Genomic DNA, 14,601 nt, shown 5'->3' with positions numbered 1-14,601 from the left:
CGGGGAACCCATTTCCCCTTTGTCACCTTTCTTTAGGCGTCGTCGCTTGGTGACGCCCATGTACATCGCGGACCAGACGTGGCCCGAACTCGGCGACTACGTGGCCGAATCGTCGCTCGCGGTCGTCCCCCTCGGCTCGACGGAACAGCACGGCCCGCACCTCCCGCTCGCCACAGACCACCTCATCGCGGAGGCGTTGGCCCGCGAGGCGGCCGACCGGACCGGCTACCTCTGCACGCCGACCGTCAACGTGGGCGTCAGCCCGCACCACCGCCAGTTCCACGGGACCATGTGGGTGGACGCGCCGCAGTTCCGCGACTACGTGGAGTCGATGACGCGGAACCTCGCGTACCACGGCGTCGACCGGGTCGTGTTCGTCAACGCCCACGGCGGCAACGTCCAGCACCTCCGGGAGGTCGGTCGCCGCCTCCGCGACGACGGCACCATGTACGCCATCGAGTGGATGTGGGACGAGTCGATTCCGGACCTCGTGACGGACCTGTTCGACCACCCCGGCCCCCACGGCGGGCCGAAGGAGACCTCAATGATCATGCACATCGCCCGCGACCTCGTCCGCGAGGGCGAACTCGACTCGGCCCGCGACGGCGGCGTCGTGGACCTGAGCGACGCCCACCTCCGCGAACACGGCGCGCGGACGTTCTACGACGCCGTCGAGAACTCCGGAAACGGCGTCTTCGGCGACCAGACCGACGCGTCGCCCGAAGCCGGCGAGGAACTGTTCGAGGCCGCTGCGGACCAGCTCGTCCGCCTGCTGTCGTGGCTCGACGACCAGCCGATTGCGGACCTGCTCGCGCCCGCGCACGTCGACCCGCAACCGGGCTCGCGTCGCTAATCAATCGACTGGCCGACACGCTCTTTTCTCCGCCGCCGAAGGGACGCCTATGACCGTCTGGGTCCTCGGCGACCAACTCGACCCGTCGGCCGCGCCGCTGCAGTCCGACGACCGCGTGCTGATGATAGAGGCCCACGCCTTCGGCGACCGACTGCCGTACCACCCCCAGAAGCTCGCGCTCGTCTTCTCGGCGATGCGGCACTTCCGCGACGACCTCCGCGAGCGCGGTTACGAGGTGACCTACGTCGAAGCCGAGACGTTCGGCGAGGGGCTCGACCGCTACTTCGACGCCGCGCCGGGTGACGACCTCGTCGCGATGGACCCGCCCAGTCACGGCGCGGGCGAGCGGCTTCGGGAACTCGTCGCCGCCCGCGGCGGGTCGCTCACGCTCGTCGAGAACGACCTGTTTCTCACGACGCCCGCCGACTTCGACGACTGGGCTGGCGACGCCGACGCCTACCGACAGGAACACTGGTACCGACACGCCCGCCGGGAGACGGGCGTCCTGATGGACGGCGACGGCCCCGTCGGCGGCGAGTGGAACTACGACGACCGGAACCGAGAGACGCCGCCGGAGGGGTGGACGCCGCCCGAGGCCCCGCGGTTCGAACCGGACGAGACGACGCGCGAGGTCATCGGGTTCGTCCGCGAGCGCTACCCCGACGCGTGGGGGTCGCCAGAACCGTTCGTCTGGCCGGTGACGCGCGAGGAGGCGAAGCAGGCGCTGTCGCACTTCGTCGAGGTCCGCCTTCCCGAGTTCGGCCCGTATCAGGACGCGATGGTCGACGGCGAGTGGGCGCTCTGTCACTCCCTGCTGTCGGCGGCCATCAACCTCGGCCTGCTCCACCCGCGCGAGGCGGTCGAGGCGGTCGAGGAAGCTTACGAGGCGGGCGACGCCCCGCTCAACAGCGCCGAGGGGTTCGTCCGGCAGGTCCTCGGCTGGCGGGAGTTCGTGCGGCACGTCTACCGGCGGTCGATGCCCGAACTGGCCGCGGCGAACCAACTCGACCAGACCGAATCGCTCCCGGAGGCGTACTGGACCGGCGAGACGGACATGCGCTGTCTCTCGGAGGCCGTGGGTCACGTCCGCGACCGCGGCTACGCCCACCACATCGAGCGCCTGATGGTGCTTTCGAACTTCGCGCTCGTCTACGGGGTCGACCCGGCGGAACTCGACCGCTGGTTCCACCTCGGCTTCGTCGACGCGTACCACTGGGTGACGACGCCGAACGTGGTCGCCATGGGCTCGTTCGGCACCGACGTGCTCTCGTCGAAGCCCTACGCCTCGTCGGGGAACTACGTCAACGAGATGTCCGACTACTGCTCGTCGTGTCCCTACGCGGTGTCGAAGACGACCGGCGAGAACGCCTGCCCGTTCAACGCGCTCTACTGGGACTTCCTGAAGGAGAACGAAGAACGCCTCCGGGGAACGGGCCGGATGGGGCTCATGTACTCCCACGTCGACCGGAAGGACGACGACGAGTGGGACGCCATCCGGGCGCGGGCCGACGAGATTCGGCGGATGGGCCGAGCGGGAACGCTCTGAGGCGAGCGACCGGAGCGACGACGAGCGACCACGACCCGACCGAGGCCGGCGACCGCGGGGCGCGAACGCCGCGGCTGGCGGGGTGAAAATGCAGAACTCTGTTCGCTGTCGAGTCGTCGTCGGGCGGAACGCGCCGGACTCAGAGTCGCGTGACGTTGACCGCTCGCGGGCCCTTGTCGGCCTGCTCGATGTCGAACTCCACTTCTTGGCCCTCTTCGAGGTCGGGGCCGCCGATGTCCTCCATGTGGAAGAACACGTCGTCGTCGTGGTCTTCGGTCTCGATGAAGCCGTAGCCGCCGGAGGACTTGAAGAATGCAACCTTACCTTTCGCCATTGCGTGTCGAAATGCACCGCTATCGGCCATAAGGATTCCGCCGATTGCTACCACAGACCGTGGTACTGTTTACTACCCTCCGAGTCAGTCGTCGCGCGGCTCTCGGCCGAGCGTGTGGAACTCCTCGTTCGGCCGCATGTCGGCGAACATCGCCATGCGGTTGCTGAGGTTGAAGAAGGCCGTGACCGCGCCGATGTCCCAGACCGCCTCCTCGGAGAAGCCGGCGTCGCGGAGTCGCTGCAGGTCGTCCTCGCCGACCTCGACGGGCGACTCGGTGAGTTTCACCGCCACGTCGAGCATCGTCTTGTGCTTCTCGGGGATGTCGGCGGTGCGGTAGTTGGCGACCAGTTGGTCCGCGAGCAGCGGGTCTTTCGCGTAGATGCGGACCAGCGCGCCGTGGGCGACGTTGCAGTAGTAACAGTGGTTGACGCCGGAGACGGCCACGATTATCATCTCGACCTCGTGGCGTTCGAGGTCGGTGTCCTCGACGAGGGCGTCGTGGTACTCGAAAAAGGGCCGGAAGTGCGAGGGCTTGTACGCGAAGGCGGCGAAGACGTTCGGGGTGAAGCCGGCGCGCTCGGTCTCGTCGTCGATGCGCTCGCGCAGGTCGTCCGGGAGGTCGTCGCGGTCGGGCACCGGGAAGCGGCGCATGGCGTCGTCGTCCATGCGTCTCCGCTCTCCCGGGCGGACCTTAACGATTCCTCAGGTTCGAGGGGCGCTCGCCGTCCCGAGTCCGGGGTCGCTCAGAGCGCGACCGAGAGGTACGCCGCCGCGGCCACGGCGAACACGCCGACGGCGAACAGGCCGTAGTTGGCGACGGTGTTGTCCGCGGTCCACAACGAGAGCGTGAACTTCCGGGACGAAAGCGGCCACAAGGGGCGGATGCCGGCCGGCGTGAGCACGTCGGCCAGGAGGTGCGCGAGGACGGTGAGCGCGCCCACGGCGAAGCCGAACGCGCCGAGCGCCGTCGCCGCGGCCTCGGGTTGGCCGGCGTTGCTGGCGAGGAGGTACGCGCCGCCGCCGCCGACGCCGCCGACGAGGGCCGCAAACAGGACCGTGTGGGTCGGCCCGCGGTGGGAGATGCCGGGGACGCGCATGTCGTAGTCGGGGAGCATCGCCAGCCAGCACATCGCCGCGCCGGCGGCGAACGCGAGTTCCGGGCGGCCGGCCTGCACGAGCGCGAAGCCGAGGGGGGCGAACACGAGGAGCGAGACGCCCCAGTGACCGAATCGGTACATCTGGTGTGCCCTCGCGCCCGCGGCGAACAAAACCTTTCGGCCTCCGCGACCGTCAGGGGAGCAATCGTTATCCCCGGTGGCCGCGATTTCCGCGGCATGAGCCAACACCTCTCGTCGTTCCTCTCGGGCCTGTCGGCGCTTGAGGTGACGGCCCTCGTGCTCCTCATCTCGGTCGGCGGCGCGTTCGTCATGGAGAAGGTGGTCATCCGCCTCCTGTTTCAGTACACCAGCCGAACCGAGACCTCGCTCGACAACATCGTCGTCCAAGAGCTTCGGTGGCCCATCGTCGTCACCGTCTCGTTGACCGGTATCTTCCTGTTCTCCAGGGCCCCCGCGGTCGCCGAGGCGCTCGTCGTCGATTCGGCGACGCTCAACGACTTCTTCGGCCTGCCGTCGCTGTCTGTCGGCATCGTCGTCTGGGCGTGGGCGCTCAACCGCCTCGTCAACCGCCTCGTCGAGGCGGTCAAGGACAAGGGCAGTCGCTACGACTTCGCGCCCGTCTTCTCGAACGTCTGGACCATCGTCGTCTCGGTCGGAACCATCGGCGCGCTGCTGTACATCTGGGGCATCGAAATCACGCCGCTTTTCGCCGGCGCGGGCATCGCCGGCATCGCCGTCGGCTTCGCCGCGAAAGACACCGTCGCCAACTTCTTCGGCGGCATCGCGCTGTACTTCGACGACACCTACAAAATCGGCGACTACGTCGTCCTCGACTCCGGTGAGGCCGGCACCGTCGTCAAGGTCGGCATCCGCTCGACCACGCTTCTCACCCGCGACGAACTGCTCGTGACGGTGCCGAACTCGGTGCTCAACGCCGCGAAAATCATCAACGAGTCCGCGCCGAACCGCCGCCGCCGGCTGAAGGTCCCGGTCGGCGTCGCCTACGGCACCGACGTGGACGAGTTCGAAGAACTCCTGACCGATATCGCCCTCGACGAGCCGCTCGTTCTCGACGCGCCCCGCCCGCGCCCGCGGTTCCGCCGGTTCGGCCCCGACGCGCTGGAGTACGAACTCGTCTGTTGGGTCAACAGCCCGCTCAAGCGCGGGAAGGCGACGCACAACCTCAACCGCGAGATATACAAGCGCCTGAACGACGCGGGCATCGGGATTCCGTTCCCCCAGCGAGACGTGCACGTCCACTCGGCCGACGCCGAGGCGACCAGGCAGTCGCCCGCGGCCGGACTCTCGAACGGCGGGGTCCGGCAACCGGCTCGCACCCCCGACGTGGCGGGCGAGGGCGCGGCCGACGAAGTCGCGGACGCGGACGCGGAAGCGACGACGGACGAAGACGACAGCGCCTACGACGAGTGAGCGACCGGCGTCGGCCGCCGCGAACGCCCGCGACGACCGCCCGCCGGGAACGTTAACCGCGGCGCGGCCGTGGCTCGGATATGCTCCAACTCGGCCCCGTGGACGGGCTCATCGAGACGTTCGGTCCCTTCGCGATTCCAGCCTTGCTGTTCGTCGCCGGGTTCGTCGGCTACCTCGTGCTCGTCGCGCTCGGGCGGACCGGCCGCGACGAGACCTGAGCCCGCTCCTCGACGACGATTCTACTCTTCGACGACGATAGTACCCGTCATGCCGGCGGCCTCGTGGGTACGCGGTAGTACGCGTGTTCGCCGGCCGTCTCGAAGGTGTGGCTGTAGGACTGGCCAGAGTAGACCTGCCTGATTATCGCAGAGAATCCGATTTCACGCGGGTCCAAAAGATTGTGCGGCGCTCGCTTCAGTCGGCCGTCGCCGACTCGTCGCCGCGGAACCGGTCCAGCGCCGACTCGAAGTCGCCGTCGTCTTCGACGGTGTCTTCCCACTCTTCGAGGCCGCGCTCGGCGCGGGTGCCCGCGATGGTGTTGTCGAAGAAGAAGGCGATGAGGCCGCCGACTGCCATACCGGTCGAACCGATGACGAAGACGGTGTCGGCGACGAGTTGGGTCCCGAGGACGGGGCCGACGAGCGCGACCTGCCGCATCCCCTCGCGGAACGCCGCCGCGCTCCCGACGTTACCCATGTAGGCGGGGACGGCGAGGCCGGCGAACATGGCGACGCCGACGATGAACACGTTACGCGAGGAGTCGAGGTCGACGTACTTCAGGTTCGAGAGGCCGACGGCGACGATTTGGCCGAACATGGCGACGTAGAGGCCGCCGACGATTGGGTCGGGAATCGTCGCGATGAGCTGTCCGAAGTAGCCGACGAAGCCCATGACGAGCATCACGACTGCGCCGACCTGCACGACGTAGCGGGAGGCCACGCCCGTGAGACCGATAGCGCCGATGTTCTCGGAGTAGGAGGTCGAGCCGCTGCCGCCCATGACGGCCGAGAAGACGTTCATCACGCCCTCCATGCCGATGCCGTGGTTGATGCGGCGCTCGGAGGGCGCGCCGACGCCCGAGAGCCGGGCGACGGCGTGGTAGTCACCGAAGGACTCGACCATCGAGGCCGCGACGCCCGCGAGCATCCCGATGATAAAGGAGGTCGTGAACTGCGGGATGCCGAAGGCGACCGAGCCCACGACGGGAAGCGCGACCGTCGTCGTCCCCGCGCCGCCCGCGAAGCCCCACTGCAGGGGGTAGATGGTCATGAGCGCCGGGGCCTCGACGACCGTCTGGAGGTTCACGTAGCCCGCCGCGCCGGGGGCGATGACCCCCGCGACCGAGAGGCCGGCGGCGACGACGTACGAGACGATGACGCCGAGCAGCACCGGGAACAGCTTGAACGCCGGGTGCGCGGTGTCGAGGTACTGCGAGAACAGGACGATGAGCGCGAGCGTCAGGCCGAGGAGCCACCAGTTGTTGGTCGCCGACGCGACCTGCGGGGCGTTGAAGAGCGACAGCCCGATGAGCGCGATGGTCGGCGCGATGACGACCGGCGAGATGAACTTTCGGAGACGTCCGAGCAGGCCGAAGTAGCCGACGAACACCTCGACGACGGCCGCGACGATAATCGCGCCCTGCAGTTGCAAGAGGGCGCTCTGCCACGCGACGCCCGACTGGTCGGCCGCCGTCGCTACGCCGATGACGGCGAGCGCCGGCGCGAGCATCGAGAAGGGCGCGCCCTGCACGATGGGATAGCGGTTCCCGAACGTCGTCTGCATCAGCGTCGCGATGCCGGAGACGACGAAGAACGTCCCGACGAACCGCGGCACCACGTCGGCGGGCATGCCGAGGGCTCCGGCGAGGATGAGGGGGACGGCGATGTTCGCGCCCACCATGGTGAGGTAGTGTTGGGCGCCGAGAAGGAGAGCGGTCGGAAGGGGTGGTTTGTCGTCGATACCGTACTGCACGAACGAGGAGGGAGAGGAGTCGTCCGTCACGACCATCCCCCCGTGTGTGGTGGTTCGCTCCCGAGCATGGTTGTCCGAGGATTTTGTTCAGACTATATATGTCCTGCTTTTCGCGCGCGTTCGGGGGGTAACGACTTTGTTTCACCGGTTTCATTCGTGACGCGTGACCGACCGACACGGACGTTCGAAGACGGGGAACCGCGACCGGTGGCTGTTCGGGTGGGCGCTGGGCTACGCCGCGGTGGGCGCGTCGTCGCTCGTCGTCCCGCTGTACGCCATCGAACTGGGAGCGAACGCGCTGTTCGTCGGCCTCATCGCCGCGACCGCCGCCTTCGCCGGCGCGCCGGGCGCGGTGCTCTGGGGCCGGCTGGCCGCCCGCGCGAAGCGCAGGCGACCGTTCATCCTCGTCGCGCTCGTGGCGACCGCCGGCGCGCTCTCTCTCACGGCCACCGTGTCGTCGCCGGCCGCGGTCCTCGTCGCCAACGCCCTGTTGTGGTTCGTCGTCGCCGCGGCCGCGCCGGTGTTGAACCTCATCGTCGTCGAGGGCGTCCCGTCGAAGGACTGGGACCGCCGCTTCGGCGTCCTCAACCACTATCAGGGGTACGGCTGGCTCGGCGGCCTCGTCGTCGGCGCGGTCTGGTCGGCGCTGGCCCCGCGGCTGTTCGGTCTCGACGCGCTCGCGGTCCAGCGGCGGTTCCTCGTCGCGGCCGCGGTCGCCGCCGCGCTCGGTGCCGTCCTCGTCCGCGTCTGGTACCCCGAGCGCTCGACGCTGTCGGCGCGGCGGTTCGCCCGCGTGTCGGCCAGTATCCGCCGGCAGAGCGGCCTCGTCGGGCGTTCGGTCCGCGCGGTCCCGTACGGTCCCTCGCGGCTCTACTGGGCGCTCCAGAGCCTCGACCTCGACGACCTCCGGGCGCGGATGAGCCCCGAACTCCTCCGGTACCTCGCGGCCGCGACGCTGTTTTTCGTCGGCTTCTCGGTCTTCTTCGGGCCGCTGCCCGCGTACCTCGTCGGCTCCGGCCGGACCGCCGACGAGGTGTTCGCCCTGTTCGTCCTGTCGAGTCTCGGGTCGGCGGTGAGCTACGCGAAGGTCGGCGCGTTCGCGGCGCGACACGACCCCCGTCGCCTCCAGGCCGGCGCGCTGGCGACTCGCGGACTCGCCTTCCCGGCGGTGGCGGTCGTCGGCACGCAGTTCGCGGCGCTCACCGCGCTCGTCACCCTCGGCGCGACGTTCCTCGTCATCGGCGTCACGTGGGCGGTCATCGCGGTGACGGCGACGGGGATGGTGACGCGACTCGCGCCCGACCGGATTCGCGGGGAGGCCCTCGGCGCGTACACGGCGCTTTCGAGCCTCGGCGGCGGAGTCGGGTCGGCGCTCGGCGGGTTCGTCGCCGACGCCGCCGGCTACGTCGCCGCGTTCGGCCTCGCGGGCGTCGTCGTGGGCTGTGCGCTCGTCGTGGTGTTACTCACCGGCGGGCGGGGCGTCGCGGCGGGAGAGCAGTCGCTCGCCGATTAGGTTCTCGAAAACGAAAGCGGGGCCGGTCGCGGGACGTCCCTACTCGATGGCGTGCACCGGCGAAATCCAGACGACGAGGTCGCCGTCGCGCTTGATGACGCCCTCGATGGAGTCGTCTTTTTCGAGTGGCGGGTCCTCCACGTCGTCCATCGAGACGCGCACGACCTGGTACACCTCGTCGACGAGCCAGCCGGTCGCGGCCTCGTCTTCGAACTTGTTGGGGTCGAAGATGACGATGCGCTTCGACTCGCCCTCGTCGTCGATGCTGAGAAGCGACTTCGGGTTGATGATGGACGTGGTCCGCCCGCGGAGGTCCATCACGCCCTCGACGTAGTCCGGCGCGTTCGGAACCGCCGTGAGCTGGCCCTTGTCGACGATTTCGCTCACGTACTCGATGTCGACGCAGTACGTCTCCGGGCCGAGTTGGAATTCCAGCACCTGTACTTCTTCGGCGGAGTCCTCCGCGTCGGTCTCGTCCGCGCTCATCTCGGTCGTGATTGCATCTTGTCGCATGGTCATCCCCGGCGGCGACATCCGCCGCCACCTGTCTGCTTCAGAGTGGTGAGATTCAGCGTATAAAGATACGTACCCGATTATCAGCCGTGATTATCCTCGCCGAGTGTTTATATACCCGATTTCCGAACCTCGGAGGTAGATGAGCGGTCAACGAAACGGCACACTAACGAATCCACCGAGCCCTCGGCGGGGGGGCCACTCGGCGTCGTCGAGTTCCCGCCGACCCGGAACCGCCGGGTGGGGACGATGAGCGCGTCCGCCGGCGCGGACCCGACTCGCGCGGTCGTCGTCGACGACTCGCGGTTCATGCGGACGCTGATTCGCACGCTCCTCGAGGACGCCGACGTCGAGGTCGTCGCCGAGGCGGCCGACGGCCGCGAGGCGATTTCGGTGGTCGAGGCGAACCGACCGGACGTCGTGACGATGGACATCGAGATGCCCGAGATGAACGGGCTCGACGCGGTCGAGGCCATCATGGAGGAGTGTCCGACGCCCGTCCTCATGCTCTCGGCGCACGCCGAGGAGGACGCCGACGTGACGTTCGAGGCGCTCGACCGAGGGGCGGTCGACTTCGTGACGAAACCGGGCGGCGAGGTCACCTCCGAGATGCCCCGCGTCAAGCGGGAACTGGTCGAGAAGATTCAGTCCGCCGCGGCGGTCGACCTCTCGGCGACGCGCCGGGGCTCCCGGCCGCCGAAGACGGAGCCGAAGCCGGCGGCGACCGCGGGGTCGAAACCGGCGTCTTCGGGGACGAGCGGGTCGCTGCCGACCGAGGGCTCGACGCTGATTATCGGCGCGTCCACGGGCGGGCCGAACGTCGTCGAGCGGTTGCTCGCGGCGCTCCCCGAGGAGGCCGGCCTCCGCGTGCTGGTCGTCCAGCACATGCCGGCCGGCTTCACGAAGCGCTTTGCGGCTCGGCTCGACGGCCGCTGTGACTACGAGGTCCAAGAGGCGAGCGACGGCGAGCGAATCGGCCCCGGGCAGATTCGCATCGCGCCCGGCGGTTCCCACCTCCTCGTGACCGGCGACCGGGCCGGACGTCTCCGGCTCGAACTCTCCGACGACGAGCCGCTTCACGGCGTCAAACCGGCTATCGACCTCACGATGGCGTCGGCCGCGGAGGCGGTGGACGCGCCGCTGGCCGGCGTGCTCCTCACCGGCATGGGCCGCGACGGCGTCGAGGGGATGACCCGAATCAAGCGGGCGGGCGGCCACACGGTCGCACAAGACGAATCGACCTCCGCGATCTTCGGAATGCCGAAGCGGGCCATCGAGGCCGGCTGTGTCGACACCGTCTCGGCCGACGGGCGAATCGCAGACGAAGCACTCCGCGGGCTCACTACCTGACCATGGACGAAGAACTCTACCAAGCATTCATCACCGAGAGCGAAGAGAGCATCACGCAGTTGAACAACTCCCTGCTGTCGCTGGAGTCGAACCCGGACGACACCGAGGCCATCGACGACATCTTCCGGCAGGCCCACACGCTGAAGGGGAACTTCGGGGCGATGGGATTCGACAACGCCGCGACGGTCGCCCACGCCGTCGAGGACCTCCTCGACGAGATTCGCCACGAGCGACTCGACGTGACGGCCGAGCGGATGGACCTCGTCTTCGACGGGATGGACCTCATCGTGGAGATTCTCCACGACATCGAGGAGAACGGCGAGTCCACCATCGACCCGACCGACACGGTCGAGGAGGTTCGCGCCGCCGTCGAAGACGGAGGTGACGCGGGAAACTCGAACCCGGCGGCGTCTGACGAGGCCGACCGCGAGTCGGTCGACCTCGACTCTCTCGCCGCCGACTGCGTCGACGCCGATGCGCTCGATGCGACCACGCTCACCCACGCCCACGTCGAACTCGACGCGGGCCAGATGAAGGGCGTCGACGCCGGCATCTTCCTCAGTAGCATCCCGGAAGAACTCGACGTGGTCGGGGCGAACCCGAACCGCGACGCCATCGAAGACGGCGAGTTCGGCGACGGCTTCGACCTGTTCGTGGCCGAGCGCGACGCCGCCGTCGTCGAAAGCGAACTCGGCGGGCTCTGGAAGGTCTCGACGGTCGAGACGACCGACGTGTCCGACGCGCTCGCCGCCGGCGACGAGGCCGCGGACGCCGACGACGCTCCGGCGGCCGAGTCGGAGGTTGACGCCGACGTTGACGCCCCGGCATCGGACGACTCCGACCGGTCTACTGACGCCGACGGCGCTGTCGACAGTGACAGTGATAGCGACGCTGCGTCCGACGACGCACCCAGCGTCGACGACGGGAGCGAAGGAGACGCCGACGAGGCCGAGTCGACCGAGAGCGACGAAGAATCGGAGTCCGGCACGGAGAAGAAAAAGGAGGCACGCTCCATCTCCGCGGTCAAGTCCGTCCGCGTGGACGTCGACCAGCTCGACGAACTCCACGAGCTCGTCGAGCAGTTGGTCACGAGCCGCATCAAGCTCAGAAACGCCATCGACGTGGGCCAGACGACCGCGCTCGACACGCTCGACGAACTGGACAAGATATCCTCGAACCTCCAGAACACCGTGATGGACATGCGGCTCATCCCGCTGAAGAAGGTGTTCGACAAGTTCCCCCGGCTCGTGCGCGACCTCGCCCGCGAGCAGGACAAACGCGTCTCGTTCAAGGTCGAGGGCGCGGACATCGAACTCGACCGCACCATCCTCGACGAGATTTCCGACCCGCTGATGCACGTCCTCCGGAACGCCGTCGACCACGGCATCGAAGCACCCGACGTGCGCGAGGAAAACGGCAAGTCCCGCACGGGGACCATCAGGCTCTCCGCGCGCCGCCAACACGACACCGTCATCGTGACCGTCGAGGACGACGGCGGCGGTATCGACGCCGACGCCGTCCGCGAGAAGGCCGTCGACAAGGGCGTTGCGACCCGCGAGGAGGTGAACCAGATGCCCGACAGCGAGGTGTACGACTACATCTTCCACCCCGGCTTTTCGACCAACGACGAAATCACGGACGTGTCCGGCCGCGGCGTCGGCATGGACGTGGTGAAGACGACCGTCGAATCGCTCGACGGCTCGGTGTCGGTCGAGAGCGAACCCGGCGAGGGAAGCACGTTCAACATCCGGCTGCCGGTGTCGGTCGCCATCATCAAGGTGCTTTTCGTGCAGGTCGAAGACCGCGAGTTCGGCGTCCCCATCAAGTACATCGACGAGATAAGCCGGCGCGACCGCGTCCAGACGGTCAGCGGCGCGGAGGTCATCGTCCACGAGGAGACCATCTTCCCGCTGATTCGGCTCCGCGAGGCGCTCGAAATCGACTCGCCCGAACCCGACGACGGCATGGTGGTTCGCATCCGTCCCGACGACAGGCAGGTCGCGCTCCACTGCGACGGCGTGACGAAACAGGAGGAAGTCGTCGTGACGCCCCTGCAAGGACCGCTGTCGGGCGTCGGCGGGCTGTCGGGAACGGCCGTCATCGGCGACGGCAACGTCATCCCGATTCTGGACGTCTCGACGCTCGAACTCCCCGCCGACGGCCAACAGGCGATGCGCGAGTTCGACCCGAGCCAGCTCCCCGACACCGCCGAGGAGGCGGCCGACTGATGCCCTCGTCGGCGACCGACGACCCGGCGTTCGGCCGGCTCTTGGACTACATCGAAGACTCCCTGCAGTTCCAGACGAGTTCGTACAACGACGCCTACCTCGACCGCCGAATCTCCGCGCGGATGCGGCGGCGACGCGTCGACGACTACGGGTCGTACCACGACCTCCTCACCGACGACGAGGAAGAACAGCAGGCGCTCCTCGACGCGCTGTCGGTCAACGTCACGAGTTTCTTCCGCAATCCCGAGGTGTGGGAGGCGCTCCGCGGGGTGCTCCGCGACCTGAGTTCGCGGGGGAGCCGCCACGACCCCATCAAGATATGGAGCGCGGCCTGCTCGGACGGCCGCGAGGCCTACTCGCTGGCGATGCTCGCCCACGACGACGACCGCGTCGACGAGCGCCGCATCGAAATCGTCGGCACGGACATCAAACGCGAGATTCTCCGCGCCGCCAGGGCGGGCGAGTACCGCGCCTCCGAGACGAACGACGTGGGCGAACAGCTCGACCCCATCGGCCGCTGGGAGCGCTTCGTCGACCGCGACGACGACACCTTCCGGGTGAAAGACGCCGTCACCGACATGGTCCGCTTCGAGCGACGCGACCTCATCCGCGAGGAGCCGCCGGGGACGTTCGACCTCGTCGTCTGCCGGAACCTGTTCATCTACATCAACGCCGAGTCGAAGCGGGCGGTCTTCGAGACGCTCGGCTCCGCGCTGAAGCCGGACGGGTACCTCACCATCGGTATGACAGAGACCATCCCGCCGACGTGTAGACAGCAGTTCGACCCCGTCGAGAAACGACTCCGCATCTACCGCGCGAGCGACGCCGCGGTCGGGAGGTGAGCGATGAAACCCGGTGAGCAAAAACTCGGAGACACCCGCGGGCGGTTCCTCCAAGTCATCAAGAACGGCCGGGAGATACACGACGTCGACTGGACGAGCGGCCGAATCCTGCTTTCGAACAGGCGGCTCATCCTCGCGGGCACGGGCGGCAAGCGGACGATTCAGCTCTCGAAGATACAGGAGTTCGGCGGCCGGTACGACGTGAACCAGCGCATCGCGACCGTCTCCGACTACTTCAGCGTCCACATCCCGTCGGGCGTCGTCCTGCTCGCGCCCGTCGACTACGACGAGTTCGAGACGGACTTCTTCGGGGCGCTCCTCAACACCGAGCAGTTCCTCGCGCGACATCCCGCAGTCGCCGGCGGCGTCGTCCAGAACACCGAGTGGGAAAAGTCCCGGCTCAAAGTCGAAGCGGAGGCCGTGAGCATGGCGACCGTCGGCGGCAAGTTCGTCGAGGTCCGCCTCGACGACATCGGCGACGTGAAGACCGGCGAGCGGACCATCGTCGACGAACACCGGAGCGTCATCGAGGTCGAACACTCCGACGACGAGGGGACGAGCCTCCAGACGTACATCTCCGGCTCCGACCGCGCCGTCAGTTTCCTCTACACGCTCCTCCGCGAGGGCGAGGAGCTTTCGGAGACCTCTATCGAGCTGAGCGAGACGGACAAACAGGTCCTCACGGCGCTGTACTCCGGCGTCTCCCCGTTCGACATCCCCAGCTTCCTCGGCCTCGACGTGGACGAAGTCGAGGAGCTCTTTCAGCGGCTCATCGACCACAACGTCGTCGAGGAGATTCGCGTCCGTCACGAGGTGCAGCTCAACGCCCGCGGCCGCAGCATCGCCTCCGACGCCATCAACGAACAGTAGTCAGCACTCGGTTTTTCGCGGCGCAGTCGCCG

The 14,601-nt window shown here is 68.1% G+C and carries 14 protein-coding genes and 1 pseudogene; 9 read left to right on the top strand and 6 right to left on the bottom strand.

The features are described 5' to 3' along the window. Positions 1 to 58: 58 nt before the first annotated feature. Both C5C07_RS06605 and C5C07_RS06600 read left to right on the top strand, forming a co-directional pair. The gene (locus C5C07_RS06605; RefSeq protein WP_004977339.1) at positions 59 to 853 is read left to right on the top strand and encodes a creatininase family protein; all 795 of its coding nucleotides are present in this window, start codon (positions 59 to 61) and stop codon (positions 851 to 853) included. A gap of 49 nt (positions 854 to 902) precedes the next feature. Beyond that, complete coding sequence (locus tag C5C07_RS06600) at positions 903 to 2,399, top strand: cryptochrome/photolyase family protein (protein WP_004977340.1); 1,497 nt, start codon at positions 903 to 905, stop codon at positions 2,397 to 2,399. A gap of 139 nt (positions 2,400 to 2,538) precedes the next feature. Here C5C07_RS06600 and C5C07_RS06595 read toward each other — a convergent pair whose 3' ends face one another. The 3 genes from C5C07_RS06595 to C5C07_RS06585 form a co-directional block, all read right to left on the bottom strand. Then, positions 2,539 to 2,733, bottom strand: a complete 195-nt coding sequence (locus tag C5C07_RS06595) for a cold-shock protein (RefSeq protein ID WP_004967996.1) — start codon at positions 2,731 to 2,733, stop codon at positions 2,539 to 2,541. 84 nt (positions 2,734 to 2,817) lie between these two features. Then, a complete protein-coding gene (locus tag C5C07_RS06590; RefSeq protein ID WP_050458946.1) occupies positions 2,818 to 3,399 on the bottom strand; it encodes a peroxidase-related enzyme in 582 nt (193 codons plus the stop codon). A 77-nt stretch (positions 3,400 to 3,476) separates the two neighbouring features. Further along, positions 3,477 to 3,971: a metal-dependent hydrolase gene (locus C5C07_RS06585; protein ID WP_004977344.1), complete on the bottom strand. Its 495-nt coding sequence runs from the start codon at positions 3,969 to 3,971 to the stop codon at positions 3,477 to 3,479. Between the two features lie 96 nt (positions 3,972 to 4,067). Here C5C07_RS06585 and C5C07_RS06580 point away from each other — a divergent pair, with 96 nt between their 5' ends. Both C5C07_RS06580 and C5C07_RS21625 read left to right on the top strand, forming a co-directional pair. Then, entirely contained in the window at positions 4,068 to 5,282 is a 1,215-nt protein-coding gene (locus tag C5C07_RS06580; RefSeq protein WP_115804759.1) for a mechanosensitive ion channel family protein, read from the top strand. Positions 5,283 to 5,362: 80 nt separating this feature from the next. Then, complete coding sequence (locus C5C07_RS21625; RefSeq protein WP_008092934.1) at positions 5,363 to 5,500, top strand: hypothetical protein; 138 nt, start codon at positions 5,363 to 5,365, stop codon at positions 5,498 to 5,500. A gap of 21 nt (positions 5,501 to 5,521) precedes the next feature. Here C5C07_RS21625 and C5C07_RS22420 read toward each other — a convergent pair. Both C5C07_RS22420 and C5C07_RS06575 read right to left on the bottom strand, forming a co-directional pair. Beyond that, a pseudogene (locus C5C07_RS22420) lies at positions 5,522 to 5,634 on the bottom strand (plastocyanin/azurin family copper-binding protein); the annotation flags it as partial. A 62-nt stretch (positions 5,635 to 5,696) separates the two neighbouring features. Next, positions 5,697 to 7,289: a uracil-xanthine permease family protein gene (locus C5C07_RS06575; protein WP_050458944.1), complete on the bottom strand. Its 1,593-nt coding sequence runs from the start codon at positions 7,287 to 7,289 to the stop codon at positions 5,697 to 5,699. A 127-nt stretch (positions 7,290 to 7,416) separates the two neighbouring features. Between C5C07_RS06575 and C5C07_RS06570 the strand changes: the two genes are divergently transcribed. Next, entirely contained in the window at positions 7,417 to 8,766 is a 1,350-nt protein-coding gene (locus tag C5C07_RS06570) for an MFS transporter (RefSeq protein ID WP_115804758.1), read from the top strand. Between the two features lie 39 nt (positions 8,767 to 8,805). On the opposite strand, the gene C5C07_RS06565 is transcribed toward C5C07_RS06570, so the two are convergent. Next, positions 8,806 to 9,279, bottom strand: a complete 474-nt coding sequence (locus C5C07_RS06565; RefSeq protein WP_042662095.1) for a chemotaxis protein CheW — start codon at positions 9,277 to 9,279, stop codon at positions 8,806 to 8,808. Between the two features lie 249 nt (positions 9,280 to 9,528). On the opposite strand from C5C07_RS06565, the gene C5C07_RS06560 reads away from it, so the two are divergent. From C5C07_RS06560 to C5C07_RS06545, 4 genes are read left to right on the top strand one after another with little or no spacing between them, the layout of a single operon-like run. Further along, complete coding sequence (locus C5C07_RS06560; RefSeq protein WP_050459899.1) at positions 9,529 to 10,629, top strand: chemotaxis response regulator protein-glutamate methylesterase; 1,101 nt, start codon at positions 9,529 to 9,531, stop codon at positions 10,627 to 10,629. A gap of 2 nt (positions 10,630 to 10,631) precedes the next feature. Next, a complete protein-coding gene (locus tag C5C07_RS06555) occupies positions 10,632 to 12,857 on the top strand; it encodes a chemotaxis protein CheA (RefSeq protein WP_115804756.1) in 2,226 nt (741 codons plus the stop codon). Further along, positions 12,857 to 13,699 carry a protein-glutamate O-methyltransferase CheR gene (locus C5C07_RS06550; protein WP_050458941.1) on the top strand — a complete coding sequence of 281 codons (843 nt, stop codon included), beginning with the start codon at positions 12,857 to 12,859 and terminating at the stop codon, positions 13,697 to 13,699. Before C5C07_RS06555 ends, C5C07_RS06550 begins: the two co-directional genes overlap by 1 nt. Before the next feature lie 3 nt (positions 13,700 to 13,702). After that, positions 13,703 to 14,569, top strand: a complete 867-nt coding sequence (locus C5C07_RS06545) for a CheF family chemotaxis protein (protein ID WP_004977353.1) — start codon at positions 13,703 to 13,705, stop codon at positions 14,567 to 14,569. Positions 14,570 to 14,601 lie beyond the last annotated feature (32 nt).

This window comes from Haloferax sp. Atlit-4N, assembly GCF_003383025.1.
Taxonomy (GTDB): domain Archaea; phylum Halobacteriota; class Halobacteria; order Halobacteriales; family Haloferacaceae; genus Haloferax; species Haloferax gibbonsii.
Note: the sequence above shows the minus strand (reverse complement) of the source record. Positions and strands in the feature narration are given on the sequence as shown.